We start from the raw sequence: 24,417 nt of genomic DNA, 5'->3' as shown, positions 1-24,417 counted from the left end.
CCATCCACGGCTTCCTCACGCAGCACTCCTGACCCACCGCGGCGGGCGCGGTGGGTCAGCCGGATGGCGATCTGAGTCCCTATCGGCCCGGGTCCTCAGGCGGTCGGTAGGCGGTTGCCCTGGGCGTCGCAGGGGAGTTCTGAGGCCGGGTGGTTCTTTGTGAAGTCTCGGGTCGCCTGGCGTTCGGCCTCGGTGATCGCCGTCGGCTGTACGTCGATGATGCCGCCGAAGGGGCGGTCGACGTCCCGGATGATGCACAGCGCCGTCGTCAGCAACGCGGTGATCACGACGAGCGTGATCAGTTGGCCGCGGTTGTTCCTGCGGGGCAGGCAGATGCCGAGGGCCACCACGGTGATGGCCAGGGTGGCGAGCAGGAACCAGAGGATGGCGCTGGGGATGCTGGCGGTGGCCTGGGTGAGGCGCTCCTCCCGTTCGTCGGAGCGCTTGTTGTCGGCGGCGATCAGCATGCCGAAGGCCGGCTTGCCCTCCAGGGTCCTGAAGGTCTGCCGGAAGTCCGTCGACCACACGCTCGGTGCGGCGGAGCCCTTGCCGTCGGCCATGGCCGGCCATTCCTGGGTGCGGACGGCGCGTGCGTAGCAGACGGCGTCGGCCTGGATTCGGGAACGCTGGGCCTCGGGCGCGTACTCGGCGGTCTCCACGAGCTGGTCCAGTGCCCGGGCCTCGCCGCGCGAGGCGACCTCGGCCTTGCCGTAGGACCCGTTGGCCGTGACCAGGACGAAGGCCAGCAGCAGGACGGTCAGCGTCAGCAGGGGCCCGACCAGGTCCTTCACCGCCATGCCCGTGTCGTCGTCCTCGTGGAGAAGGCGTGGCCTCAGGTAGCGGTTGGCGGCGAGGCCGGCGAGCAGGGCCAGTACGGCGACGACGATGACGAGGACCACGGGCGGACGCCTCCGATGGACGGCTTGAGGGGTTCCCGGTACGGGTGGGCGCCGCGATCATTGCCCGCCGGTGACGTGACCGGAACAGCGGAAACGTTCGTTCGACCCCGCACGGGGGATCCCCTTGCTCCAGCGGGAGCACGCGTGGCACCGGCTCACGGCGCGGGTGCGATGCCCGTCATCGGCCGTCGGTGCGCGTGCGCGTGGTGGTGACCAGGCCGTGTTCGTAGGCGGTGATGACCAGTTGCACTCGGTCGCGCAGGCCTGCCCGGCGGGTCGGCCGGAAGGCAGCGGCGACCAGTACGCATCCGGCCCAGACGCGCAGCAGCCACCCGCCCCGTCCCCCGCCGCCGACTGTCCGGACGGCCACGGCCGCCGACCCGGCCGCGACCGCGAGGAGCCCGACGGTCACCAGCATCGTCCCCGACGCGTCATCCGCGCCTGCGACAGCGGAGTACACGACTACTCCGATCGATGTACGACGCGACCGGGACCGTCGCGTGCACGGATGGCGCAAAGTGATCACAGTCAGCGATATCCATATGACAGGTTGTCAGTGCTGGGTGCTTTCATGAGCCGGTCGCGCAGGGAGGCGCGACGCGACTGACGAGGGGGACCCGCCTGTGCCCGTGATCGACGCGTACGTGAAGTCCGACGGGACTGTGGTCAGGAGGCACACACGCCTCCCGGCAGGGGCCCGTCGCCAGACCGCGATCGCGGGGCTGATCGTGGCGGGGGTGTTCCTCTTCGGCGGCGGCGACATGACCACCGGTGCGGCCACCGGCGCCGCCACCGGTGCGGCCACCCAGCCGGGGCAACACGGGTTACCGCAGCCGCAGTCCACGGTGGTCTACCCGATCAAGTGGCCCGGCTGGGACAAGCCCGTGGTCCGCCCCACGCCGACCGTCTCCTATCCGATCGTCTTCCCCCACTCGGGGAGCGGTCGATGAGCCGCCGTCCGGTCCGGCGCCGGACCGGTGGCCGCAGGCCGCGCCGCCGCAAGGGTGCCGTTCCGGTCGAACTGTGGGCGTTCGGAGCGGTCGCGCTGGTGGCCGTGAGCGTGATCACGGCGGTGGTGTCGTGGCTGGCCGCCCATCCGTGGGTCGTGCTTCTGGTGGTGCTCGTCGCGGCGGGGATCGGCGGCTGGTGGCTGTACCGGCGGCAGGAGGCCGCGCGGTGGGAGCGCGTACGGGCGCAGAGCCTGCGGTACGCCGTGGAGCACCTCGACGGACTGCACTACACCCAGTTCGAGTACGCGGTACGGGACTTGATGCGCCGGGACGGCTGCCAGGACGCCCAGCAGGTCGGCGGACGCGGCGACAACGGAGCCGACGTGAAGGCCACCGACCCCTTCGGGCGGCGCTGGGTGATCCAGTGCAAGCACCGCAAGGCGGGTACGAGCGGCTCGGCCGTGGGCACTCCCGATCTCCAGGTCCTGAACGGCACAGGGCGTCAGATCCACGGCGGAGACGTCCTCGTCATGCTGACCAACGGCCGCTTCTCCGCCCCCGCCCTCGATTTCGCCGCGTCCCAGCGCCTCCATCTGGTCGACCGCAAGCTCCTCGCCCGATGGGCCGCCGGCTCCACCCCGCTGTGGGAGCTGCTGCGGGCCGTGCCCCCGCCGCGTAGACCCACTTCGCTCTCCTGACCTCGGTCGCGTAGGGCGGGTGTGAGGGCGGCCTCATCCCGTCCGCAGTGCGAGCTGCTCGGTCGATGGCAAGGCTCCGGGCACGGAGTTTCCGGATGCGGAAATTCCGCCTGGCCGCGATGCTGGGTGCGTCGGCTTTTCATGAGGAGGACACGCAATGTCCATGCTCGACAAGCTCAAGGGCATGCTCAAGGGCCATGAGGACACCGCACGCCAGGGTGTCGAGAAGGCGGGCGACGCCGTCGACGCCAAGACCGGCAACAAGTACCAGAGCCAGGTCGATACGGCCCAGCAGAAGATCGACGAACAGCTGGGTACGCAGCAGCAGCAGCCGCCGCAGCCACCGACCAGGGAGCAGTAGCCCTCCCAGGAGCAGCCTTCTCAGGTGCAGCCCTCCCAGGAGACCCTCCCAGGAGACCCTCCCAGGAGCAGCCCGCTCAGGAGCAGCCCTCCGCCCGAACGACCGACGAGGCCCCGGGGGTAGTCCCCCGGGGCCTCGGGCGTTCCGATCCGACGGGTCAGCGCGGCGCCGTGTCGTCCGCCGGGAAGGCCGGGCCGTGGCCGGGGACGATGACGTCCGCGGCGGCGAGCACCCGGAGCCGGGAGTCGCGCAGGATCGTGTGGTCCGGGGCGACCGGGTCGTCCACCGGGCCGTTCGGCCGCCACCAGAGGTCGCCCACGAAGGCGACGACCTCGGTGTCGGTGCCGGCGAGGAGCGTGATGTCCTCGCGGCTGTGGCCGGGCGTGCGGATCAGCCGGAGCGACGGGGTGAGTTCGTAGCCCTCGGCATCCCGGTCGGTCCACTGGTCGTTCTCGTAGATCGCCTTGTGGTCGTGGACGCGGGCCTGGCCGAAGAGGCCGACGTTCATGGTGTTGTCCGGGTGGTGGTGGCTGAGCACGACGTCGGTGATGTCGTCGGGTCCGAGGCCCAGTTCGGCCAGCGGGGCGAGGATCCGGTCGCGGCCGGCCACCATGCCGGGGTCGACGATCACGTGCCGGTCGCCGTCGTGCACGTAGGAGACGGTGGCGGCGACCCCGGGGCCCGTGGAGAGGGTGTAGCCGGTGGTCAGGACCGTGTAGCGGGCGGTGCGGCCGCGCAGTGCTTCGTCGTTGGTGTTCATGGGCTCAAGTCTTCGCGTTCGGCGGGACCTTCACGAGTGGCCGTACTGCCACTGATCGCGTGAATCGTGCCAGCCGGTCGGGACGGGTCGTGCCACACTCCTGGGGTGCCGCCCTTCGTGACCGTCGCCGCCTACGCTCCGCCCGGCGTCGGCATGCTCGGCGCCGGGATCGTCTCCGAGGTGTTCGACTTCCGCGGACAGGGCCTGCCGCGCTTCGACTTCGCCCTGTGCACCGACCGGCCCGGCCGGGTCCGCACCGATGTCGGCCTGCCGCTCTTCGTCGAGCACGGCCTGGACCGGCTCGCCTCGGCCGACCTCGTCATCGCCCTGCCCTGGGCCGACTTCCGTACGCCCCCGGCCCCCGCCGTCCTCGACGCGCTGACCGCCGCCCACGGGCGCGGCGCGCTCGTCGCGGCCCACTGCGTCGGCGCCTTCGCGCTCGCCGCCGCCGGGCTCCTCGACGGGCGGCGGGCCACCACCCACTGGCGGTTCGCCGGCCTCCTGGCCGAACGCCACCCGGACGTCACCGTCGACCCCGACGCCCTGTACGTGGACGAGGGCAGCGTCGCCACGGGCGCGGGCGCCGCCGCCGGCTTCGACCTGTGCCTGCACCTCCTGCGGCGCGAGTACGGTGCCACCACGGCCAACGCCATCGCCCGGGACCTGGTGCTCCCCTCCCACCGGGACGGCGGCCAGGCCCAGTACCTGACCACCCCCGTACCCGAGGACAGCCAGGACGAGCGGCTCTCCGGCGTCCTCGCCTGGGCCCGCGAGCATCTCCACGAACCGCTCCCCGTCGCCGAGCTGGCCCGCCGGGCCCTGATGAGCCGCCGCTCCTTCGCCCGCCGTTTCGCCGCCTCCACGGGCACCACCCCGCATGCCTGGCTGCTCGGGCTGCGCCTCAGCCGCGCCGAGGAACTCCTGGAGACCACGGACCTGCCGGTCGAGGAGATCGCCCACGCGGTCGGCTTCGGCAGCGCGGCCGTGCTCCGCGCCCAGTTCGTCCGTCGCCGGGGCGTCCCGCCCCGCTCGTACCGCCGTTCCTTCACCCGTACACCCACCGTCTGAGGTCGGTCGGACGGGGCCGACGGGACCACCCGGACCAGCCGGACCACCGGTTACGCCGACGCTCCCGACGACACCTTCGCGTACGGGCTCGGAGCTCTCCTCGACGCGCTCGAAGCACGGCTGAAGGCCGACACGCCGAGGAGCACGGACACCCCTAGCCCGTACGGGTGCGACCGGTTGCCGCGCCCCATCCACCGATCGAGCCTGGGGTGATCGTGTGACCTATGGGAGGGCCCATGAGCAGCCTCGACACCCCGGCCGAAGTGCCCCGACCACGGGCGGCGGCGGCCCGAGTGGCCGCGCCGTCCACCATGACCTGGGTGACGCTCGCCCTGATGACGACCGCGTCGGTGGCGAGCCTGCGGGCCGCACCCACCATGGCGGTCTACGGACTGGCGTGCGTCTTCCTCTACCTCGTCCCGGCCATCGTGTTCCTGCTGCCGACGGCGCTGGTCTCCGCGGAGCTCGCCTCCGGGTGGAACGGCGGCGTCTACCGCTGGGTCTCCGAAGGGCTGTCCAAGCCGCTCGGATTCCTCGCGGTCTGGTGCCAGTTCGCGATGACGATCTTCTACTACCCGAGCCTGCTGGCCTTCGTGGCCTCCACGATCGCGTACGTGATCGATCCGTCCCTGGCCTCCAACGGCGTCTACACCGCGATCGTCATCATGGTCCTGTACTGGACCGGCGTCTGGGTCTCCTCACGCGGGACGAAGGCCCTCGCGGGACTGTCCAGTTGGGGCCTGGTCATCGGGACGCTCGTGCCGGGCACGATCCTCGTCGTCCTCGGCATGGTCTTCCTGGGACAGGGCAACCCGTCCGCGGCCCCCATGAACGCCGACCACCTGCTTCCGCAGTGGACGGGCCTCGCGAGCCTCGTCCTGATCGTCAACAACTTCCTCTCGTACTCCGGCATGGAGATGAACGCCGTCCACGTCTCCTCTCTGAAGAACCCGGGGAAGGAGTACCCGAAGTCGATGTTCCTGGCCGTGTGCCTGGTGCTGCTGATCTTCATCCTGCCGGCGCTCGCGATCAGCTGGGTCGTCCCCGCCGACCAACTCAGCCTCACCGCAGGCGTGATGCAGGCCTTCGACGCCTTCTTCTCGTACTTCGACATCGGCTGGATGACGCCGATCGCCGCCGTCATGCTGATCTCCGCGTCGCTGGCCGGCATGCTGACCTGGCTCGCCGGCCCGTCCAAGGGCCTCCTGGAGATCTCCCGCAGCGAGGGCTACCTGCCGCCGTTCCTGCAGAAGCTCAACAAGTTCGGCGTCCAGCAGAACATCCTGGTCACCCAGGGCGTCGTGACCTCGGTCATCGCCCTGATGTACGCGCTCATCCCCAACGTGTCGAGCGTCTACTGGATCTTCTCCACCATCACCACGCAGGTCTATCTCATCGTCTACCTGCTGATGTTCGCCGCCGCGATGCGGCTGCGGAAGACCCATCCCGACCATCCGCGCGGCTACCGGGCACCCGCCCTCGGGCTGATCTGCACGGTCGGCCTGCTCTCCTCGCTCGCCGCGCTCGCCATCGGCTTCGTCCCGCCGTCCCAGTTCGGCGGCGGCAGCGTCTGGGCGTACGCCCTCTTCATCGGCAGCGGCCTGGTCGTCCTCGGGTTCCTCGTCCCCTGGGCCTTCCTGAAGTTCCGCAAGCCGAGCTGGCGTACCGCCGAGGCCGAGGCCGCGGCCGGCCCGTCCGGTGCCTCCGGCACGTCGACCGAGGGAGACCGGTCATGAGCCCCACCCGTTACGCCTCCGAGCACAAGTGGATCTACTGGGGCGCGATCGTGATCCTCGTCGGCCTCACCGTCACCGGCCTCATCCAGTACTCGGCCATCCGGACGAACAGCCAGTCCCTCTCCAAGGCCGACGAGCTCCAGGACGAGCTGCTGGAGGCCGGCTACTCCGCACCCCCCGACACCGACACCATCGCGCGGGTGCTCGGCACGGACGGCGGCCAGGTCTGCGAGGCGCCGGGCAGTGCCCTGGAGACGGCGCTCTGGAAGATCCGCCAGTCGAACGGCGCCACCGGCCCCGGCCAGCGGCCCGTCATCTCCGACTCGAAGGCCGTCGAGGCCGAGCGGATCGTGCTGAAGGTCTACTGCCCGGACCAGCTCGACGAGTTCGACGAGGCCCTGGAGGACCTGCAGACGGACGACACCGTACGGCGCTGACACCGCCGTACGGCGCTGAGCCGGACCCCCGAAGGAGCCTCACGCCACCGGCTGGGGCTCCTTCTCGTGGGGGTCGTGGTTCTCGTGCGACTGCTCCGCCAGGAACGCCACCACCGCCAGCGCGAAGAGCAGACCGAGCGCGAGCCCCAGCACGACCCAGCCCGTGGGGTGGGGCCAGAAGACGCAGGCCGCGGCCGCCGCCCCGACGAGGATCCAGGTGATCCAGGTGCGGTACCGGCGGACGAAGGGCCCCACCGGGCCCGTCCGCAGGCCCGCGTGGTCGGCGGTGGCGCGGGTCGCGGAGATGCCCGAGTCCCACAGGCCACGGGCGAGGGTCGCCGGGCGGCTCGGTCCCGAGATCCAGGCGGCGACCGCGACCAGCACGCCCAGGGTCACGAACACCCGTACCGAGGTGCGGAGGTAGCGGACCAGGGTGTCGTAGACGGCGCCGGCGGCGGCCGGGGAGACCCCGGACGGCAGGGCGTTGAGATAGACCGTACGGAAGACGGTGAGGGCGATGCCGAGGACCAGGGCCGCCACCGCGATGCCCAGGGCTCCCGCCACCAGGGCGCGGCGCCTGCGCGCGGCGAGCAGGATCCCGCCGGCGACCAGCAGCACCGAGATCACCGGCAGCCACACGCCCATCGCCTGGAGCAGGGAGAAACCGGTCTTCACCTTGCCGATGTCGTCCGCCTGGAGCACCGTGAAGTCCGTGTGGATCTCGGGGATCTTGCCCGCGACCGTCAGGCCCGAGTCGACGAGCCGCTCCTTCACCCGCTCGATCACGGGCGCCAGGTCGATCGTGACCTTGTCCGTGTCGATCTTCACCGCGCCCTCGTCACTGCCGGTCAGGGCCCGGTCGAGGGACGTGTGGATCGCCCGGTTGGCGTCGGTCCAGATCGTCGCGAAGGCCGAGGAGGCCACCACGTCCTGCGTCCGGTCGTGGACGAAGCTGGCGACCGCGCTCTCCAGGGAGTCCCCCAGCTTGCCCAGGGCCTTCTCCAGGAGCGGCCGCTGCTCCGGCGCCACTCCCTCCAGGAGCGACTGCAGGTCGATGTGCTCCATGACGACGTTGGTCACCCGGGTCGCGACGGCGGCCTGGACGGCCGGGTCGGAGGCGAGCGGCTCGACCGTCTGCACGTACCGGTCGGTGTCGCCGACGATGTCCGACGTCCAGGAGGCGACGATGCCCAGGGGTGCCAGGACGCAGCCGATGACGATGAGCAGGGCGGCACAGAACGAGCGGAGGCGATGGCGGGGCGGCCGGGCCGCCCCCGCCGTACTGGCCTCCAGGGCGGCGATCCGGGCCCGGAGCGCCGCGAGATCCTCACCGTCGGAACCCACGTCCTTGGCGTCCACGGCACCCACTCCTCACAGCGACAGCGCATAGAGAGACAAGTCAGGGCAATTCTCCGTGGGGCGAGCGGCTTTGTCGCGCTGAGGGCGATCATGCGGTCATGAAGCTGCTGCGCTGCGCCGTACTCGACGACTACCAGGGCGTCGCCCTCTCCTCCGCCGACTGGGGCCCGCTCGCCGGCCGGGTCGACGTCCGTGTGCTGCGCGAGCACCTCACGGACCGCGACGCGCTCGTCGCCGCCGTCGAGGACTGCGAGATCCTCGTCGTCATGCGGGAGCGCACGCCGGTCGACGCCGCGCTCCTCGCCCGGCTCCCCCGGCTCCGGCTGCTCGTCACGTCCGGGCTGCGGAACGCCTCCGTCGACGTCGCCGCCGCCCGCGCCCGGGGGATCACCGTCTGCGGCACCGCCAGCAGCTCCGAGCCGCCCACCGAGCTGACCTGGGCCCTGCTCCTCGGCCTCGCCCGGCACGTACGGACCGAGGCGCAGGCGCTGCGCGAGGGCGGGCCCTGGCAGTCGACCGTCGGTGCCGACCTGGCCGGCCGGACGCTCGGCCTCGTCGGCCTCGGCAAGATCGGCGGCCGGGTCGCCCGGATCGGCCTCGCCTTCGGCATGGACGTCCTCGCCTGGAGCCCGAACCTGACGGAGGAGCGGGCCGCCGAGCACGGCGTACGGCTCGCGAAGGACAGGCGGGAGCTGCTCGGGAGCAGCGACTTCGTCTCCCTGCACCTGGTGCTGTCCGACCGCACCCGGGGCCTGATCGGGGAGCCGGAGCTGCGGGCGATGCGCCCGTCCGCGTACCTCGTCAACACCTCACGGGCGGGGCTCGTCGACGGCGGGGCGCTGCTGCGGGCGCTCCGCGAGGGGTGGATCGCGGGGGCCGGCCTCGACGTGTTCGACACGGAGCCGCTGCCGGCCGGCGACCCGCTGCGGACCCTGCCGAACGTCCTGGCCCTCCCCCACCTGGGATACGTGACGGAGGGCAACTACGCCCGCTACTTCGGGCAGGCGGTCGAGGACATCGAGGCGTTCCTGGCGGGCGCCCCGATGCGCGAGCTGAGCTGAGGAGCGTCCGCCCGGGGACGGCTCAGACCGTGACCGTCTCCCTGACCGCGGCGGCGTCGCGGGGCGCGGCCGGGGCGAGCAGCCGCTGTGCCAGGGACCCGAAGGCGACCGCGAAGACCGCCCACAGGACCGCCTGGATCCCGAGGGTGGCGAGCCGGAACTCCCACAGCACGGCCGCGGGGAAGCCGGCCTGCACCGCATCGTCGTTGCCCGGCAGGAACGCGCAGGCGACGGCGACGGCGGCGACGAAGCCGGCCCCGGCGACGAGGGTCGCGTTCCAGTTGCCGAGGCGCGGGGCGAGGCGGCGGCCGGCGACGACCGCGGCGACGCCGAGCAGCACGCTCAGCAGGATCATCAGGAAGAAGAGCGTGGTGCGCTGGCCGATGGTGTCCGGGTTGCCGACGGCCGGCGGGGTCGCCGGGTACTTCAGGAACGGGACGAGGTAGACGGTCGTGAAGGCGGCGGCCGCGACGAGCGCGGCGGTCGCCTTCGGCGTGAACCGGCCGACGCGCCCGAGAACGAAGGCGAACGCGAGGGAGGCGATGCCGCCGAGCGCGACGCCGTAGACGAGGACGCCGGTGGCCAGGCCGGCCGTGGACTGGACGTCCCGGCTGACGAGCTCCTCCTCTTCCTCGGCGGCGGCGGCCGCGCCGTGGCCCGCGTGCTCGGCCTTGGCGGCGGCCTCCTCGACGGCGATCGAGGCGTCGACGGACGGCTCACCGACGACGTACGCGACGGCGAAGGCGAACAGTCCGGCGATCAGTCCCGCGAGCATGCCGCGGACCAGCAGTTTCCTCACGGTGGAGGAAGACGTGTCGTACATGTGCGTGAGCTCCTCTACCGCGGTCAGTGGCAGGGGAAGCCGAGCAGATGACGGCCGTCGTGGACCCACTCGTGGACATCGCTGCCCGCGAAGACGGAGAGGGCGCCCTGCTCGGCGCCGACGAAGTAGAGCGCGACCAGCGCCAGGAGCCCGGCGAACAGCGCCCAGGGCAGCACGGCGCGGACCGGCAGGGAAACCGGCAGCGCGACAGGGGTGGTGGGGATGGCAGACGGGGCGACGGCCTCGGCCATGGCTGAACCTCCTCGGGAACTCGCGTCCCATTACGGTGGTGCGCGACGACGGTCGTCGGGTCTGACTCACCGGGTCCCGGGGATGCCGGGTCGGCTCACAGTGGCGCGACCGTGCCGGATTTGCACCGGACTTCCGTGTCGCCGTCGTCGGTTGTGGAATTGTCGCCGTGACCGTACCGCGCGGGCCGCACCGCGCCAAGGGCGTACAGGCGGCCGACCGAGCACTGAGGGATCTATCACCCGTGAACGCGCCCCCGCCCCCGCCCCCGAGCGCCCCCGCGACCTCGTCTCCACCGGAACGGACCGTACGACTCGTCCTGGTCGCCCCCGCCATGAACGCGGCCCTGCGCGAGGCCCGGTTCGACGACGGCTCCCCGGTGGAGCCGGCGAGCGCCGACCCGGTGTGCCTCGGGCGGGGGGTCCGTGCGCTCACCTCGCCGTCCCCGCGCTGCCGGGGCACCGCCGAACTGCTCCGCCTGACGGGGGCCGTCCCGGAACCGGCCCTCGCGGGGTGCGCGATGGGCCGGTGGCGGGGCCGTCGCCTGGACGAACTCGCCGCGGAGGAACCGGAGTCGGTGGCGGCCTGGCTCTCCGACCCAGATGCCACCCCGCACGGCGGCGAGTCCCTGAGCGCCCTGTGGGCCCGGGTCGCCGCCTGGATGGACGCCCTGGAGCCGGGCACCCTCTGGGCCGTCGCCGAACCGGACGTGATCCGGTCGGCCGTCGCGCACGCCCTCGGCGCCCCGGGGGCCGCCTTCTGGCGGCTGGACGTGCGCCCCCGGTCGTCCGTCGAACTCACCGGCCGCGCGGGCCGCTGGAACGTCGGGATCGGCTCCGTACTCAGCTGAGGCTGGTACGGGCGAGCTCCAGGAACTCCGCTTCGGTCAGGCCCAGTTCGCGGGCCTCCGCCGCCGCCTCGCGGAGGCGGGAGACCAGGCGGGCGCGGTCGGGGGCGGCGACGCCGGGGACGATGACGGCGCCGCGGCCCCGGCGGAGTTCGATGAGGCCCTCCTCGCGGAGCCGCTGGTAGCCGCGGAGGACGGTGTGGACGTTGACCCCCAGGGAGTCGGCGAGCTCCCGGGCGGCCGGGAGGCGTTCGCCGGGCTCGGCGGAGCCGTCGGCGAGCGCCCCGCGGACGCAGGCGGCGATCTGGTCGCCGAGGGGGACGGAGGAGGCCGGGTCGACGCGGAAGAGCACGATCAGACCTTCCCATGCCGTTCGGCCAGCGCGTTCAGGAGGGCGGCGCCGGTCCGCGCGTCGGGCACGGTCACCGCGAACTCGCGCCCGTTCTCCCCCCGTCTCCGTACGACGAGGGCCTCGCCGGAGCGCAGGACGACGCCCGTCCGGTGGGCCCGGACGCGGTAGCCCCAGCCGCCGAAGTCGGCGACGGCGTCGATCGCGCGGACGCTCGCGCCCTCGACCGCGTCGAGCGGGACCCGGACGCGGGGGCGGGGGACGAGGGCGGAGCGGACGGTGAGGCCGTGCCGGTCGACGGTGACCCTGACCCGGGCGAGGGCGAGCCCCGGTACGCCGACGACGAGGCCCAGCAGGCCGAACAGGGCGTCGGGCCAGGTGGCGACGAGCAGGGTGACGGGGGCGGCGGCGAGGGCGAGCACCGCGAAGACGGTGAGCGCCCGGGAGCCGGTGTCCTTGGACCAGCCGGCGACCTCGCCGGGGGCGAGCGGGAGCCGGGGGCCGGGGGCCGGCTCCTGACCGGGCTTCTCGGGCTTCTCGGGCTTCTCGGGCTCCGCGGGCACTTCGGGGACGAGCGCGGTCAGCGCCCAGCCCGCGGCACCGGCCACGGCCGCGACAGCCAGGGCAACGGCAAGGTCCATGCCGGGGGAGAAGACCACCGCCTCGACGTCGTCGACGCGGTTGGCGCGGAGGAGCCGGCCGAACAGTCCGCCGGTGAAGCCCGCGGTGGCCCAGGCCGCCCACAGGTGGCGGCGCCGGACGAAGGCGGTCCAGCCGGCGGCGAGGGCGAGGAGCAGGCCCGTACTGACGAGGACGTAGGCCGTCGCGCCGGTCCACCCGTCGGGGTCTCCCCCGACGGAGAAGTGGGTGGCGAGTTCGGCGGGCATTTCGTCCCGCCAGCGGGCGAAGAGCAGCAGGTGGACGGCGAGCGCGAGGGCGAAGGGGAGCGCGGCGAGCGCGCGGAGACGAGGTGTGGCACGGTTCATGAAGACCTCCTTGTTCGCACTCTACTAGAACAATGCGGTTTACGGTCGAAGGATCTTCGAGATGCGAGCGCCCCGGACGGGTTGTTGACTAGGCCAAACGGCCAAACGCTGACAAATGGGGAGAACTTCATGCGCCGCCGGCCCGCCACCGCCACCCTCGCCGCCCTCACCGCCCTGGCCGCGTTCACCGCCGCAGTCGCCACCGGCTGCGGCAGCGACGACGACGACAAGCCCGACCCGCTGCGGAACCAGCAGTGGGGGCTGGACGCGCTGAGGATGCCGGACGCCTGGCCCGTGTCGAGGGGCGACGACACGGTCATCGCCGTCGTCGACACCGGCGTCGACCTCGACCACCCGGACCTCAAGGGGCGGCTCGTCGACGGCTACGACTTCGTCGACGACGACACGGAGCCCAAGGACCTCAACGGCCACGGCACCCATGTCTCCGGAATCGCCGCCGCCCACACCGACGACGGCATCGGGGTCTCGGGCGGCGCGCCCGGCGCCAAGATCATGCCGGTGCGGGTGCTCGGCGTCGACGGCAGCGGCACCGACGCCGACATCACCAAGGGGATCGTCTGGGCGGCCGACCACGGCGCCGACGTCATCAACCTCTCCCTGGGCGAGTCCGGGCTGGCGGCCCGCCTCCTCAAGGGCGGCGTCCTCAACCAGGCCATCACCCACGCGAACGGCAAGGGCGCGGTCGTCGTCGCCGCCGCGGGCAACGACTCCACCGCGCTCCAGCCGTACAAGCTCGACACCCCGGTCCTCGTCGTCAACGCCGCCGACCGGACCGGACTCCCCGCCTCCTTCACCAACTTCGGCGCGCAGAACGCCGTGACGGCCCCCGGCGTCGACATCCTCTCCACGCTCCCGACGTACTCGACGAAGGAGACCCTGAAGAACCTCACGGGGTACGGGAAGCTCTCCGGTACGTCGATGGCCTCGCCGTACGTCTCCGCCGTGGCCGCGCTCCTGCACCAGCAGGGCCTGGCCCCGGACGCGATCATGCAGACCATCCGCGACACGGCGGCCAATCCGCAGAAAATCGCGAAGCTGGGCCTCGGGAACGTCGACGCGGCGGCGGCGGTGAAGGCCGCCGAGAGCGACTAGGCACCCGGACGCGGGGGCCGGGGTTCGTGACGGCGGCCCGTCCCTGTGGGACGGTAGGAGACATGCCCGTACCCGTGATCCTCGACTGCGATCCCGGTCACGACGACGCCTTCAACATCCTGCTGGCCGCCGCCCACCCCTCCGTGGACCTGCTCGCGATCACCACCGTCGCGGGCAACCAGTCGCTGGAGAAGACCACCCTCAACGCGCGCCGGGTGTGCGAGGCCGCCGCGATCCGGGACGTGCCGATCGCGGCGGGCGCGGCGGGCCCGCTGCACGCCCGGCCACAGGGCGGGCCGCTCGTCGCCGAGAACATCCACGGCGGCTCGGGGCTCGACGGCCCGAACTGGGAACCCACCTTCGGCCACGGCGAACCGACCGTGCCGCAGGACCCGCGCGACGCGCTGACGCTCCTCCGGGACACCCTCACCGCGCACCCGGCCCCCGTCACGCTCGTCCCGACGGGCCCCCTGACGAACATCGCGACGCTGCTCCTCGCGTACCCGCGACTGACGGCCTGCATCGAGCGGATCGTCCTCATGGGCGGCTCGGTGGAGCGCGGAAACAGCACGCCCGCCGCCGAGTTCAACATCCTGTGCGACCCGGAGGCGGCGGACATCGTGTTCGGCTGCGGAGTGCCGGTGACGATGTTCGGCCTCAACGCCACCCACCAGGTGCGGGCCACCCCCGAGGTCGTCGCACGGCTCGCGGCGCTCGGCACCCCGCTGAGCCGGCTCTGCGTCGAACTGCTCACCTACTTCACGCAGACCTACCGCGAGGTGTACGGCTTCGACGCGCCCCCGCTGCACGACCCGCTGACGGTGGCCCACCTCATCGACCCGTCACTGGTCAGCCTGGTCCGGGCGGCGGTACGGGTGGAGCTGGCGGGGACGTGGACGCGCGGCGCGACGGTCGTCGACCTGGACGGGGTGACGGGCCTGCCGCCCAACGCGGACGTGGGCATGGAAGTCGACGCGGCCGGCTTCTGGGACCTGATCGTCGAAGCGGTACGCGTCCTGGGCAGCACCCGGCCCACTCCCTAGCTAACCGCTAGCCGCTAGCCGCAGTCATGGTCGGCCGGGTCGACGACGACCCGGTCCAACAATCCCCGCAACACGGCCTGTTCGGCCTCGGTCAGATCTCCGAACAGCTCGCGCTCCGCCGCACTCACGGCCGAGTCGACCCGTTCGAGCGCTTCCGAGCCCGCCGCCGTGATCTCCACGATGTGGCGCCGCCGGTCGGCCGGATCGCGCCGCCGCTCGGCAAGCCCTTCGCTCTCCAACTCATTGAGAATCGCGACGAGTTGACTGGGATCGATCTCCATCACGGCGGCCAGCTCCCGCTGACTCATGGCGCCCGGGGCGAGCTGCATCAACGTCATCGCGTTCCGCGGGTGCAATCCGACGACGCCCAGAGCGGCGCGGAGGCGCGCACCGGTGAGCTCCCCCCGGAAGGAGAGGAGGAAGCCGAGGCGATCGGTCGGGAGAGCTGCCATGCCGTCCACGGTAACAGCGACCCTATTGTGGAGCGAGAGAAATCGTTGCTACGGTTCAACGATTGATTCCCTCGCATCATCGGAGCCCTCCCATGTTCATCGGCTACGCCGTGGTCGCCGCGCTGCTCGCCTTCGCGCTCTCCGCCTCCGCCTTCCTGACCTTCACCCGCAACCCGCAGATCACGGGCAACATGACCAAGCTGGGTGTGCCGGATTCCTGGCTGCCCTGGCTCGCGACGGCGAAGGCGGCAGGCGCGATCGGCCTGCTCGCGGGGCTCGCCGTGGCCCCGCTGGGCGTGGCGGCGGCGGCCGGCGTGACGCTCTACTTCGCGGGCGCGATCGTCACCCACGTACGCGCGAAGGACTACGACATGGCCCCGGCGGTGGTCCTCACCCTGATCGCGGCGGCGACCCTGGTCCTGCGCATAGCCTCCGCCTGAGCGTGCCGTCGGGCGGGCTCGCGGTCAGGGTGCCGCGTCCGTGACATCGAGCAGCACACACTGGTCGAACTTCATGCAGCCGCACTCCAGGCAGTCCGCGACGGCCTGCCGCAGGGCCCGTGCCTGCGCGATGTGCCGATCGAGTTCCGGCAGCTTGCGCGTGGCCATGTCCCGCCACTGACGGGCGGCGGACGGTGTGGTGTCGTCGGCCAGCAGCTTCGTGATCTCGGCGAGGGTGAACCCGGCCCGCTGCGCCATCTTGATCAGGGCGACCCGGCGGACGGTGGTCGCGGGCCACACCCGGCGCCCCTTCTCGCGACGAGCACCGGGCAGCAGACCGCGCTCCTCCCAGTAGCGCAGGGCCGAAGCGCGCACATGGGTCTTGTCCGCGAGCTCACCGATCGGCAGATACCGCACGCTCCCCCACCTCCCCCGGTCCGGCCTTGACTTCAAGTCCGCTTGAAGGGCGACTGTGGCCTGCATGCTCTCAGTGCTACCGGGACGCCTACTGCCCGGCCCCTACCGCGCGTTGTTCGCCGACAAGACGTTTCGGCGGCTGATGCCGGTCTTCGCGTTGTCCGACCTCGGCGACGGCATGACCTTCGTCGCCGTCGTGTGGCTCGCGTTCGCCTTGGGGCCGGACGGCGGCCAAGGCACACTGGCCGGCATCGCCGTCGCCGCCTACGTCCTGCCCGGCGCCCTGGGCGCGCTGCTCCTGGGCCGGTGGATGCGACGGCTTCCCGCGCGACGGCTCCTGGTCATCGACTCCACCCTCCGGGCCGTCCTCCTCGGCGCGATCCCGCTCGTGCACGTGGCGGGGCTGCTCACCCCGGCCGTGTACGTCGGGCTCCTGGGCACCTCCTCGCTGCTCCACGCCTGGGGCAAGGCGGGCAAGTACGCCCTCTTCGCTCCCGTGCTCTCCGACGAACAGCGCCTGACGGCCAACAGCGTGCTCAGCACCAGTCTGTGGACCGCGACCATCGCGGGCCCCGCGCTCGCGGGACTGCTCGTGGGGGTGGTGTCCCCGGCCTGGATCATCGGCGCGGACGCCGCCACGTTCGCGATACTCGCCTACCGCACGAGCAGCACCCCCCTACCCGTGGCCGCGCCCCCGCCCCCGCCCCCGATGCCCGGCGGCACCCAGCAGGGACTGGCCGTTCTGCGCCGCCATCCGGAACTCCTCGGGCTCCTGGCCGTGACCTGGCTGTTCAACCTCGCCTACGGCCCCGTCGAAGTCGCCCTGCCCCTCTTCGTCTCCGACGACCTCCGCGCCGGTGCAGGGCTACTCGGCGCCTACTGGGCCGTGTTCGGCCTCGGAGCCGTCATCGGCGCCCTCGCGCTGGGCGCGACCAGACGGCTTCCCCTGTGGCCGGCCATCCTCGGCATCATCGCGGGCCACGGCATCGGCCTGCTCTCTTTCGCCGTCACAGACACCGCCCTCCCCTCGCTCCTCGGCTTCGCCTTCGCCGGACTCGTCTACGGCCCCTACTCCGCGCTCTCCCTCACCCTGCTCCAGGAGCGCGCACCCGCCGAGTCCCTCACCACGATCCTGGCCGCACGCAGCGCGGTACTCCTGACGGCATCGCCACTGGGAGCGACACTCGGCGGCCTCCTCCTCGACCGAACCAGCGCCCCCACGGTCCTCGTCGGCTGCGGCGCGCTGATGATCGCCGTCGCCCCCGTCGGCGCCGGCGTGCTGAGACTCTCCCAAGCAAGGCGCCCGGCCGAGAAGACCGAGCAGTCCTTGCACAAGAAGCCACGGAGCGAGGCCTGAGCCCGATCCGTCGCGCCCCCGGCCCTCCCTGCCACAGCCCGTACCGGAGGCCTGACCGCCGAGGTCTTCGTACGGTGGCCACCACCACCCAGACGGCACGCCGGTGCTCGCGCACCCGCAGCTCCGCTCCCCGTGCACCTGCGGCAGCAGGCTCCCTCGACAACCGGCAAGCGCGCTGACGCCCCCACATCCGCCCTGTTGCTGCTGTTTCCCGCCTCACCCCATGACGGCATGCCACAGAAGATCCCGGCGCGAGCACCCCTCACCCCTCCCAGACCTCAGCCACAGAAAGCACGCCACGACGGCGGGAGAGCCGGACGGTCGTCCGTCACGTATGCCTCCATCAGCCCCGTCCCGGCATCAGCCACGCTTCCCTGTAAACGTCGAGCGAGCCACGACGACCGTCGGCGGGAAACGGCCCCCACCCACCACGTGCCCGGCGGGCGGGAGGTACGGCGGGGCCCTTTACCTATAAAGACGACGCATCCCCCGCACGGCCCTCACCTGCACGAACCTCAAGATCACCATGTAGCCCTGCGATCTTTCGATGCAAAACTGAATAGAAAGGGCACCGTAGCATTGCTTGACGATTCGTAGCTGCATAGCATGGCGCTGCTGAATGAGAACCACACGTCAGCCCGAGCACCCTATTCACCCCTGGAGGTAGCCTGTGCGTGCGGCCCGGCGAGTCACGCGGCTCGAAACTGTCAACCGCAGCACCGGCGAGGTTCAGGACCTCACTGTGCACTCGTCGGTCCAGGCTGCCGCCGGCCTGTTCTTCCGAGGAGGAGGGTTCACCACCATGGGATACGACGCGCACCAGGCCCTCGCCGACGCCCCCCTCAGCGTCTCGGCGTACAAGCTGTTCCACAAGATGAGCGCCCTGCAGAACCGCAAGGACCACGGCCTCGTCCGCGTCGAGAGCCAGGCCAAGTTCGCCGAGCAGTGCGGCATGTCGCAGCCGTCGGTCTCGCGCGCTCTCAAGCAGCTCGCCGAGAACGGCTTCATCTACCCCGACGGTCGCGACTGGCGCATCCGCGCCGACTTCCTGTTCAACGGCAACGGAAGCGCCCAGGCGCAAGCTGTGCGGAACATCCCCGACGACGCCCCTGACCCGTACTTCGCCAACCGGTCCGCCGATCTCACCGTCATCAAAGGCGGCGACGACCCCGCCTGATTTCCCATGTGACGCCATAGCCGCGAGACGGTCTGCCGACCAGCATCTTTCAGCGGAAGTCCGCCGCGTGGTCCACCGCCCACTCCCGGAAGGACCGGGCCGGGGTGCCCGTGATGCGCTCCACCTCGTCGTTGACCGGTTCGGGATGGTCGAGCATCTTCGCCTGGGCCGGCAGGATGGCCTCCACCAGCTCTGCCGGGTAGCCCGCGGCCTTCATCTGCTCGACGGCCTCGTCCAGCGCGACCTCCTCGAACCGCACCGGTCGCCCGATCGCCTCGCCGATCAGCGCCACCTGCTGTTCCTGGGTGACCAGTTCGGGGCCGGTGATCAGGGGGCGGGCGCCGAGCAGGGCGTCGGTCGTCAGCGCCTGGACGGCGACCGCGGCCATGTCCGCCTCGTGGATCAGCGGGCGGGCCAGCCGTGCCAGCGGCGCCCGTACCGCGCCGGTGGTGCGGACCTCCTCGGCCCAGCCCAGCGTGTTGCTCGCGAACCCGGTGGGCCGCAGCGCCGTCCACTCCAGGCCCGATGCCTCGATCAGCCGCTCCAACTCCGTGTGGAACATGGTGATCGCCTCGCCGGGCTCCTCCTTCCCGCTCCCGACCCCGGCGGACGACAGGTACACCACCCGTCGAGCACGCTTCCCGATCGCGTCGATCACGTCCGACGCGCCCTCGGGGCTCAGGAACGGCCACACCAGGAAGACCGCATCGACGCCCTCCAGGGCCGGGCCCAGCGACGCGGGATCACCGAGATCGCCGCGCACCGCCTGCACACCCTCCGGGAAGTCCGCCTCCCCCCGCACCAGCGCCCGCACGGGCACCCCCGCCGCGTGCAGTCGGGCCACCACAGCGCCGCCGACCCTTCCCGTCGCGCCGGTCACCAGGATCCTGGGCTGTGTCATCGGAGTCTCCTCGTCTCGCCGTTCGATGACACGACACTCGTACATCAACCGAGGTTGAGGTCAAGAACCGGTTGGATTGCCCGTCAGAGCTGGTCGATCACGGACTTTTCGATGGCCTCGAAGATGTCAGCGTCAGTCGCTTGCTGCCACAGCGGCAGCTCCGGCCAGTCCGCTACATAGCCGGGCTTGGGGTCCTCGAAGTGCTTGAACATCTGGGCGGTCCAGCAGGTCGCCACGAATCGGCTCTTCTGTTCGCGGGTCAGCCGAGCCGTGGTGCCGCCGCTGATCTCGATGAACTGGCGGACCTGCTCGAACACGGAGCCCGCAGCTTCGCGCTCCCACTCCGGCGTGTCCACCCATGGAGTCACGTAGCCGGCCTTGGGCTCGCCGGGGAAGTGCTGGTGCACTCCCGTGATCCAGGCTTCCCGGAACAGTCGTGCACCCTCAGTCTGCGACATGGCTTCCCCTCTCGTCACGGCGTGCTCAGAGCGGCGATCTCTTCACCCAGCTCCGCCACGCGGTGGTCGCGGCTCAAAGGACCGAACTCGTCGCACAGGGCTTGGAGTCTACGGGCGACGTACCCGGACCCGGAGGATCGCGCCAGTTCGATGGCTTCCCTGCCAAACTCCACGACCTGTTCGGCGTCCCGCCGCTTCGCACCGATAACGGCCAGGTCTGTAAGGACTGCTCCACGTCGCCGGTACGACTGCCCGAACGCCAGGGTTGTCCGCTCCAGGGCCTCCCGCAAGGCGGTCTCCGCAAGGTCGAGGCGGCCGAGCTGCACATAGCGCGATCCTCGCTCCTCGGCCAGACGCGCGCCGTCGAATCGAAGCCACCCGCCGTTGATGCTGTTCGGGGTGAGGTCGCGGACGGCCTCCGCCTGATCCATCGCCCGCTCGCAGGCATCCAGGTCGCCGAGTCCGGCGTATGCCTCGGCTTGGACGGAAGCGACCCAATGCCGAGTTGAGAGGTTGTTGTCCCCCCGGCCGGCCAGTCGCTCGGCCGCGCCGAGCATCTGTGCCGCCTGGCGGTAGCGTTGTTCGGAGATGTCCAGGTAGGCGTGGCGGACGAGCGCGCATGCCCACAGGTCGTACGCCTCGGCATCCTTGCTGACCGACGCCGCGAGCGAGTAGGAAGCTGCTGCGTCGGAGTACCGGTTGGCGTCGAACGCCACCTCGCCAGCTAACTGAAAGAGATCGGCCGCCGCGCTCAACAGGGGCTGCACTCTTCCCCGATGGATCGTCAGCGCCTCGTTCAGCATGGCCAGTTGGTCCCGAACTACGGGATAGACGGAGCCTTTGGAACGGGCCAGTTGGTACACCTGCCACAGGTGTCTGTTCATGCGCGCGAAGTCGGCAGCCCCTCCCCGGCGGACCCCCTCGGCGAGAGCTTCGGCCTCCTCGACCGGCAGGGCGGTCAAGGCCCCGCTGACAGTCAGTATGCGGAGGAACTCACGGCGGATCATTTCGTCAGGGTCTCCCGCGTTCGGGGTGGCAATGGACTGATGCCGGGCAGTCGTCCGCCCGGCGGCTCGTGGCGACCTCAGGAGGATGTCCAGCTCTTGGAGGCTGACTTCGAGCGCGGCGGCCAGACCCCGTCGCTGGGGCGGCTGAGGAGCGACCCTGCCACTTTCCCAGCGTCCGACCGTTGTGCGGTCCACACCGAGTAACTCGGCCAATTTCTCCTGACTGTAGCCCAGTGCCCTGCGTCGTTCCGCCGGCCCCATGGCTCCCCCTCCCCGCGGCTTCAGCCCCTTCGATTTCCGTGCACGGACCTGCGTCAAGACTGCCGCATTGATGCCGTGGAGAGCGCCGACTCCTCGCGCTTTCCTGGATGTTGCCCCGGACGAGCAGCGGGAGTCGCAGAGGAGTTCGGTCATGAGCACGAAAGTCGAGGCTCTGGCGCATGAGCCAGATGGCCAGGCGCGGACGCAGGGGCTGGGCTCTGAGCAGCGAGTCCTCATGACGCTGAGGGTCTCTCGCGACTCGGGCCGGACTTGGAGCCAGCGGACAGAGGTACGGGAGGTTGAGAATCCGGTGATCCTCAACAACCCCATGGGCTTTCCACCATGCACCTGCCCGCGCTGCTCGGGCCGCTCTCCGATCGCCGAAGCGTCCCCTGGGTTGGTGTCGTGATGCGGTGCACGCGCTGGCGCCGGGTGCCCCTGAACCTGGTGCGGGAACCACGGGAGAGCTTCGCCGCGGAGTGCGTGGACAGGGCCGTGCAGTGCCAGTTGTCCGCACACGGCGATGGTGAGCACTACGGCCTCCTCTACGACCTCGGCGAGTACGGGACCGCGTTGTGGCTCCGCTGGCGGGAGGGGACCGACGTCGGCCTGATCGTGCTGCCGGACTGCCCGGTGGTCGCCCCGGGTCTCGACGGTGAGGGCTGCTGTCTGTTCGCCGACCACCCCGAGCAGCACACCTGGGAAGACACCTTGGAGGAGGTCTCGTGCCCCAGTTGATCGCGAGCTCGCACAACGCCCGACGCCCCTTCCCCCGCCCTCCTCGCAACGAGAGCTGCTGGGACTGCGGTGGCAGCGGCGCCGACTCGTCCGGCAAGACCTGCGGCACCTGCAACGGCCTCGGCGAGATCCACTGCCATGCCGGCCACCAGGGCGCACGTGTGCCGTCGCGTTCCATGATCCGGAAGGAGGGCCACGGATGGCCCACGCTCTGATCGCATCCCCATTCCTCGACGGGCACCTGCTCCTCAAGCCCGGCGCCAGGGCTGGGGCTCGCATCCCCGCCGACCACTACGAGGGCCTGCGGCAGGCCGCTGCCGACGGTGAGGCTTTGCCCGCCTGGGCGGTGCGGACCGCGTCCGACGTGTGGGACATCGACCTGAGCGGATGGCCCGCGCAGGGCACGGTGCTGGTGCGCGAGCCGTCCCCGTACGGCTACTGCCGGGCCTCGTGGGAGATCAACCTCGGCTGTAACTTCGGCTGCAAGCACTGCTACCTCGGCGAGCGGCCCTTCTCCGGCCTCGGCTGGGAGGACAAGGTGCGGCTGCTAGACATCATGCGCGAGGCCGGTGTCCTCTGGCTCCAGATCACCGGCGGCGAGCCCACCATGGACCCGGACTTCCAGGGCGCCTACCGGTACGCCTGGCAGGCCGGGATGATGCTCACCATCTCCACCAACGGCTCGCTGCTCTGGCGGCCGGACCTTCTGAAGCTCTTCCGGGACTCTCCGCCGTATCGCCTGGTGGTCAGCATGTACGGGGCGAGTGAGGAGTCCTTCGACGCGCTCACCCAGCGCCGCGGAGCGTGGAAGGCGTTCCGGCGCGGCATGGACGCGGCACGCGAGGCGGGCCTGCCGCTGCGTATCAACGTCGTGGTGACCGAGGACAACGCCTCCGAGGCCGACGAGATGGCCGCCCTCGCCGAGGAGTGGAACGTCGAGAACCACGCGTACACGAACATGACGCCCACGATCTACGGCGGCGGAGAGCCGCTCCTCGCCCAGTCCGCCGCCCACCTGCGTCAGCGCAAGCCGTTCGCCGGCTGCAACGCGGGACACACCTTCTTCCACGCAGACCCCCACGCCAAGGTCTCGATCTGCAAGGTCGGCCGGGACGACCAGATCGACCTCATGGCCGAAGGCATCGACGGCCTCACCCGGCTCGGCTCCATCGCCGACCGCCTCATGCTTCGCACCGGTGGGTGCGAGGGCTGCGCCCTATCCGGCACGTGCCGGGTCTGCCGCCCCCTGGCCAAGCACTACCAGGAGGCGAAGGCGCCGCTGCACAGCTACTGCCAACACGGAGACAAGGAGAACGCCTCATGACCCCGCCCGTTCTGGTGACCCTTCTGCCCGGCCCGCCGACCTCGGCCCGCCGTGCGGCACCGCCCGTCGCCACCCTCTCGGTGACCGCCGTCCTGGACCTGGACGACGTCGTGGAGAGCGCGGAGTGCTCCTGCGACGCCGGTGACGACAACCCCCACTGACCGACAGATCCGGTCGGTTCCGTTCAGGCCCTGGCGCGTTCGCGTCGGGGCCTGAGCCCTGACCATCTGGCCGTTAGGGTGCCGCTCATGTTCTTCCGCTGGGACTGGCTCCGGCCCGTGCTGACCGCGCCGGTCGTGCCGACTCTCGGTCCTGTGCATCCCGGTGCTCTGACCGTCGGCATCTTCGATGACATCCTGCGCGCGGCCGTGACCGGGGACTTCCTGCCCTACGACAAGGATCAGCGGTGGGGTGGAGAGAAGGACGAGACGGTTCTCAGCGGGGACGTGGTCCACCAGCCTGAACGCACCCTCATCCCCACGCTGACCCTGCGTGGAAGCGGCACCGTCAAGGTCTTCGCCTATGGCCACCGCGACAGCGTCGTGGATGAGGCAGCCGAACTGGCTGCGAAGCTCGCCACCGTGCACGACGTGGTCAATGCCAGGGTCGTGCGCCCCCTCGGCCCGGAGACCGGCTCCCCGCGCGGCACTCGCATCCAGCTGAAGGACTTCACCGCCCGACCCTGCCCCGCCCCCGGTGGCCCCGTGCGCCCCGTCACCGACTGGCCGGCCGCCGTGCAGGAGACCTTCGCCCCGTTCGCCGCCGCCATGGCCGCCGAAGGCCTGAGCTTTCTCCATGCCCGGATGTCGGCCGGCCGGTGCGGACCGGTCCTCGCCGCCGTCGCCGAGGATCGCGTCGTGGGTGCGATCGGTCCCATGGACGTACGACCCGATGCGATCGGATGTCCTCAGCTCCTGCCCCAGTATTTCGCCGTCCTGCCCGAGGTTCGGGGACAGGGCCTCGGCCGCGCCCTGTGGCGGGCCGCGATGCACTGGGGCCAATCCCACGGCGCCGCCTACCAGCTCCTCCAGACCGAGGTCGGCGGTCCCTCGGACAGGCTGTGCCAGTCCGAAGGGCTGGCTTCCCTCGGCTTCAGCCGCACCACGCGGGCGTAGCGGGCGGGTATGCCGAAGGCCCCGTCCACCG

31 protein-coding genes and 1 riboswitch are annotated in these 24,417 nt (G+C 71.3%); of the genes, 18 read left to right on the top strand and 13 right to left on the bottom strand.

What is annotated here, in order from left to right; all coding sequences use genetic code 11:
- Nucleotides 1-95: 95 nt before the first annotated feature.
- Together ACIBG6_RS19150 and ACIBG6_RS19145 are read right to left on the bottom strand one after the other, a co-directional pair.
- Nucleotides 96-899 carry a hypothetical protein gene (locus ACIBG6_RS19150; protein ID WP_399223755.1) on the bottom strand — a complete coding sequence of 268 codons (804 nt, stop codon included), beginning with the start codon at nt 897-899 and terminating at the stop codon, nt 96-98.
- Between the two features lie 178 nt (nt 900-1,077).
- Nucleotides 1,078-1,359: a hypothetical protein gene (locus ACIBG6_RS19145; protein ID WP_399223754.1), complete on the bottom strand. Its 282-nt coding sequence runs from the start codon at nt 1,357-1,359 to the stop codon at nt 1,078-1,080.
- Between the two features lie 163 nt (nt 1,360-1,522).
- On the opposite strand from ACIBG6_RS19145, the gene ACIBG6_RS19140 reads away from it, so the two are divergent.
- The 3 genes from ACIBG6_RS19140 to ACIBG6_RS19130 all read left to right on the top strand — a co-directional run bounded on the left by ACIBG6_RS19140 (nt 1,523) and on the right by ACIBG6_RS19130 (nt 2,908).
- A complete protein-coding gene (locus tag ACIBG6_RS19140) occupies nt 1,523-1,849 on the top strand; it encodes a hypothetical protein (protein ID WP_399223753.1) in 327 nt (108 codons plus the stop codon).
- A complete protein-coding gene (locus ACIBG6_RS19135; RefSeq protein ID WP_399223752.1) occupies nt 1,846-2,547 on the top strand; it encodes a restriction endonuclease in 702 nt (233 codons plus the stop codon). The genes ACIBG6_RS19140 and ACIBG6_RS19135 overlap by 4 nt, the downstream gene beginning before the upstream one ends.
- Before the next feature lie 157 nt (nt 2,548-2,704).
- A complete protein-coding gene (locus tag ACIBG6_RS19130) occupies nt 2,705-2,908 on the top strand; it encodes an antitoxin (RefSeq protein WP_399223751.1) in 204 nt (67 codons plus the stop codon).
- Between the two features lie 157 nt (nt 2,909-3,065).
- Here the strand turns inward: ACIBG6_RS19130 and ACIBG6_RS19125 are convergent, their stop codons facing one another.
- A complete protein-coding gene (locus ACIBG6_RS19125) occupies nt 3,066-3,668 on the bottom strand; it encodes an MBL fold metallo-hydrolase (protein WP_399223750.1) in 603 nt (200 codons plus the stop codon).
- A 153-nt stretch (nt 3,669-3,821) separates the two neighbouring features.
- Here ACIBG6_RS19125 and ACIBG6_RS19120 point away from each other — a divergent pair, with 153 nt between their 5' ends.
- The 3 genes from ACIBG6_RS19120 (at nt 3,822) to ACIBG6_RS19110 (ending at nt 6,909) form a co-directional block, all read left to right on the top strand.
- Nucleotides 3,822-4,736 (top strand): helix-turn-helix domain-containing protein, encoded by a 915-nt coding sequence (locus ACIBG6_RS19120; protein ID WP_399224019.1) that lies wholly within the window; start codon nt 3,822-3,824, stop codon nt 4,734-4,736.
- A gap of 236 nt (nt 4,737-4,972) precedes the next feature.
- A complete protein-coding gene (locus ACIBG6_RS19115) occupies nt 4,973-6,472 on the top strand; it encodes an APC family permease (RefSeq protein ID WP_399223748.1) in 1,500 nt (499 codons plus the stop codon).
- Nucleotides 6,469-6,909, top strand: coding sequence for a hypothetical protein (locus ACIBG6_RS19110; RefSeq protein ID WP_399223747.1), 441 nt, complete (start codon nt 6,469-6,471; stop codon nt 6,907-6,909). The genes ACIBG6_RS19115 and ACIBG6_RS19110 overlap by 4 nt, the downstream gene beginning before the upstream one ends.
- 39 nt (nt 6,910-6,948) lie before the next feature.
- Here ACIBG6_RS19110 and ACIBG6_RS19105 read toward each other — a convergent pair whose 3' ends face one another.
- A complete protein-coding gene (locus tag ACIBG6_RS19105; protein ID WP_399223746.1) occupies nt 6,949-8,268 on the bottom strand; it encodes a hypothetical protein in 1,320 nt (439 codons plus the stop codon).
- A 98-nt stretch (nt 8,269-8,366) separates the two neighbouring features.
- On the opposite strand from ACIBG6_RS19105, the gene ACIBG6_RS19100 reads away from it, so the two are divergent.
- Nucleotides 8,367-9,329 (top strand): D-2-hydroxyacid dehydrogenase family protein, encoded by a 963-nt coding sequence (locus ACIBG6_RS19100; protein ID WP_399223745.1) that lies wholly within the window; start codon nt 8,367-8,369, stop codon nt 9,327-9,329.
- 22 nt (nt 9,330-9,351) lie between these two features.
- On the opposite strand, the gene ACIBG6_RS19095 is transcribed toward ACIBG6_RS19100, so the two are convergent.
- Both ACIBG6_RS19095 and ACIBG6_RS19090 read right to left on the bottom strand, forming a co-directional pair.
- Nucleotides 9,352-10,152: a CbtA family protein gene (locus tag ACIBG6_RS19095; RefSeq protein WP_399223744.1), complete on the bottom strand. Its 801-nt coding sequence runs from the start codon at nt 10,150-10,152 to the stop codon at nt 9,352-9,354.
- Nucleotides 10,153-10,175: 23 nt separating this feature from the next.
- Nucleotides 10,176-10,403, bottom strand: coding sequence for a CbtB-domain containing protein (locus ACIBG6_RS19090; protein ID WP_399223743.1), 228 nt, complete (start codon nt 10,401-10,403; stop codon nt 10,176-10,178).
- A 59-nt stretch (nt 10,404-10,462) separates the two neighbouring features.
- A riboswitch (cobalamin riboswitch) is annotated at nt 10,463-10,538 on the bottom strand.
- Nucleotides 10,539-10,570: 32 nt separating this feature from the next.
- On the opposite strand from ACIBG6_RS19090, the gene ACIBG6_RS19085 reads away from it, so the two are divergent.
- Nucleotides 10,571-11,251, top strand: coding sequence for a histidine phosphatase family protein (locus tag ACIBG6_RS19085; protein WP_399223742.1), 681 nt, complete (start codon nt 10,571-10,573; stop codon nt 11,249-11,251).
- Here ACIBG6_RS19085 and ACIBG6_RS19080 read toward each other — a convergent pair.
- Both ACIBG6_RS19080 and ACIBG6_RS19075 read right to left on the bottom strand, forming a co-directional pair.
- Entirely contained in the window at nt 11,244-11,600 is a 357-nt protein-coding gene (locus tag ACIBG6_RS19080) for a GntR family transcriptional regulator (RefSeq protein WP_055642577.1), read from the bottom strand. The two genes, ACIBG6_RS19085 and ACIBG6_RS19080, sit on opposite strands and share 8 nt — an antisense overlap.
- Before the next feature lie 2 nt (nt 11,601-11,602).
- Nucleotides 11,603-12,583 (bottom strand): hypothetical protein, encoded by a 981-nt coding sequence (locus ACIBG6_RS19075; protein ID WP_399223741.1) that lies wholly within the window; start codon nt 12,581-12,583, stop codon nt 11,603-11,605.
- Nucleotides 12,584-12,712: 129 nt separating this feature from the next.
- Between ACIBG6_RS19075 and ACIBG6_RS19070 the strand changes: the two genes are divergently transcribed.
- Nucleotides 12,713-13,696 carry a S8 family peptidase gene (locus ACIBG6_RS19070; protein ID WP_399223740.1) on the top strand — a complete coding sequence of 328 codons (984 nt, stop codon included), beginning with the start codon at nt 12,713-12,715 and terminating at the stop codon, nt 13,694-13,696.
- Nucleotides 13,697-13,758: 62 nt separating this feature from the next.
- A complete protein-coding gene (locus tag ACIBG6_RS19065) occupies nt 13,759-14,739 on the top strand; it encodes a nucleoside hydrolase (protein WP_399223738.1) in 981 nt (326 codons plus the stop codon).
- Nucleotides 14,740-14,753: 14 nt separating this feature from the next.
- Here ACIBG6_RS19065 and ACIBG6_RS19060 read toward each other — a convergent pair whose 3' ends face one another.
- A complete protein-coding gene (locus ACIBG6_RS19060; protein WP_399223737.1) occupies nt 14,754-15,191 on the bottom strand; it encodes a MarR family winged helix-turn-helix transcriptional regulator in 438 nt (145 codons plus the stop codon).
- Nucleotides 15,192-15,283: 92 nt separating this feature from the next.
- Here ACIBG6_RS19060 and ACIBG6_RS19055 point away from each other — a divergent pair, with 92 nt between their 5' ends.
- Nucleotides 15,284-15,631, top strand: a complete 348-nt coding sequence (locus ACIBG6_RS19055; RefSeq protein ID WP_399223736.1) for a DoxX family protein — start codon at nt 15,284-15,286, stop codon at nt 15,629-15,631.
- Nucleotides 15,632-15,655: 24 nt separating this feature from the next.
- Here the strand turns inward: ACIBG6_RS19055 and ACIBG6_RS19050 are convergent, their stop codons facing one another.
- Entirely contained in the window at nt 15,656-16,048 is a 393-nt protein-coding gene (locus ACIBG6_RS19050) for a MerR family transcriptional regulator (RefSeq protein WP_399223734.1), read from the bottom strand.
- A 64-nt stretch (nt 16,049-16,112) separates the two neighbouring features.
- On the opposite strand from ACIBG6_RS19050, the gene ACIBG6_RS19045 reads away from it, so the two are divergent.
- Both ACIBG6_RS19045 and ACIBG6_RS19040 read left to right on the top strand, forming a co-directional pair.
- The gene (locus ACIBG6_RS19045; protein ID WP_399223733.1) at nt 16,113-17,405 is read left to right on the top strand and encodes an MFS transporter; all 1,293 of its coding nucleotides are present in this window, start codon (nt 16,113-16,115) and stop codon (nt 17,403-17,405) included.
- A gap of 802 nt (nt 17,406-18,207) precedes the next feature.
- Nucleotides 18,208-18,582 carry a hypothetical protein gene (locus tag ACIBG6_RS19040; RefSeq protein ID WP_399223732.1) on the top strand — a complete coding sequence of 125 codons (375 nt, stop codon included), beginning with the start codon at nt 18,208-18,210 and terminating at the stop codon, nt 18,580-18,582.
- A gap of 49 nt (nt 18,583-18,631) precedes the next feature.
- Here ACIBG6_RS19040 and ACIBG6_RS19035 read toward each other — a convergent pair whose 3' ends face one another.
- The 3 genes from ACIBG6_RS19035 to ACIBG6_RS19025 form a co-directional block, all read right to left on the bottom strand.
- Entirely contained in the window at nt 18,632-19,483 is an 852-nt protein-coding gene (locus tag ACIBG6_RS19035) for an NAD(P)H-binding protein (protein WP_399223731.1), read from the bottom strand.
- An 83-nt stretch (nt 19,484-19,566) separates the two neighbouring features.
- Nucleotides 19,567-19,941, bottom strand: coding sequence for a hypothetical protein (locus tag ACIBG6_RS19030; protein WP_399223730.1), 375 nt, complete (start codon nt 19,939-19,941; stop codon nt 19,567-19,569).
- Between the two features lie 14 nt (nt 19,942-19,955).
- Complete coding sequence (locus tag ACIBG6_RS19025; RefSeq protein ID WP_399223729.1) at nt 19,956-21,209, bottom strand: helix-turn-helix transcriptional regulator; 1,254 nt, start codon at nt 21,207-21,209, stop codon at nt 19,956-19,958.
- A gap of 408 nt (nt 21,210-21,617) precedes the next feature.
- Here ACIBG6_RS19025 and ACIBG6_RS19020 point away from each other — a divergent pair, with 408 nt between their 5' ends.
- The 5 genes from ACIBG6_RS19020 to ACIBG6_RS19000 all read left to right on the top strand — a co-directional run bounded on the left by ACIBG6_RS19020 (nt 21,618) and on the right by ACIBG6_RS19000 (nt 24,386).
- Nucleotides 21,618-21,947: a hypothetical protein gene (locus ACIBG6_RS19020; RefSeq protein ID WP_399223728.1), complete on the top strand. Its 330-nt coding sequence runs from the start codon at nt 21,618-21,620 to the stop codon at nt 21,945-21,947.
- Nucleotides 21,935-22,162: a hypothetical protein gene (locus ACIBG6_RS19015; RefSeq protein ID WP_399223727.1), complete on the top strand. Its 228-nt coding sequence runs from the start codon at nt 21,935-21,937 to the stop codon at nt 22,160-22,162. The genes ACIBG6_RS19020 and ACIBG6_RS19015 overlap by 13 nt, the downstream gene beginning before the upstream one ends.
- On the top strand, nt 22,147-23,271 hold the full coding sequence (locus ACIBG6_RS19010; protein WP_399223726.1) for a radical SAM protein: 1,125 nt from the start codon (nt 22,147-22,149) through the stop codon (nt 23,269-23,271). The genes ACIBG6_RS19015 and ACIBG6_RS19010 overlap by 16 nt, the downstream gene beginning before the upstream one ends.
- The gene (locus ACIBG6_RS19005) at nt 23,268-23,432 is read left to right on the top strand and encodes a hypothetical protein (RefSeq protein ID WP_399223725.1); all 165 of its coding nucleotides are present in this window, start codon (nt 23,268-23,270) and stop codon (nt 23,430-23,432) included. The genes ACIBG6_RS19010 and ACIBG6_RS19005 overlap by 4 nt, the downstream gene beginning before the upstream one ends.
- A gap of 87 nt (nt 23,433-23,519) precedes the next feature.
- Entirely contained in the window at nt 23,520-24,386 is an 867-nt protein-coding gene (locus ACIBG6_RS19000; RefSeq protein ID WP_399223724.1) for a GNAT family N-acetyltransferase, read from the top strand.
- The last annotated feature ends 31 nt before the right edge of the window (nt 24,387-24,417 follow it).

The sequence above is a fragment of the Streptomyces sp. NPDC050842 genome (assembly GCF_044456565.1).
In the GTDB taxonomy this organism is placed as follows: domain Bacteria; phylum Actinomycetota; class Actinomycetes; order Streptomycetales; family Streptomycetaceae; genus Streptomyces.
This window is presented reverse-complemented; position numbering and strand designations above follow the sequence as displayed.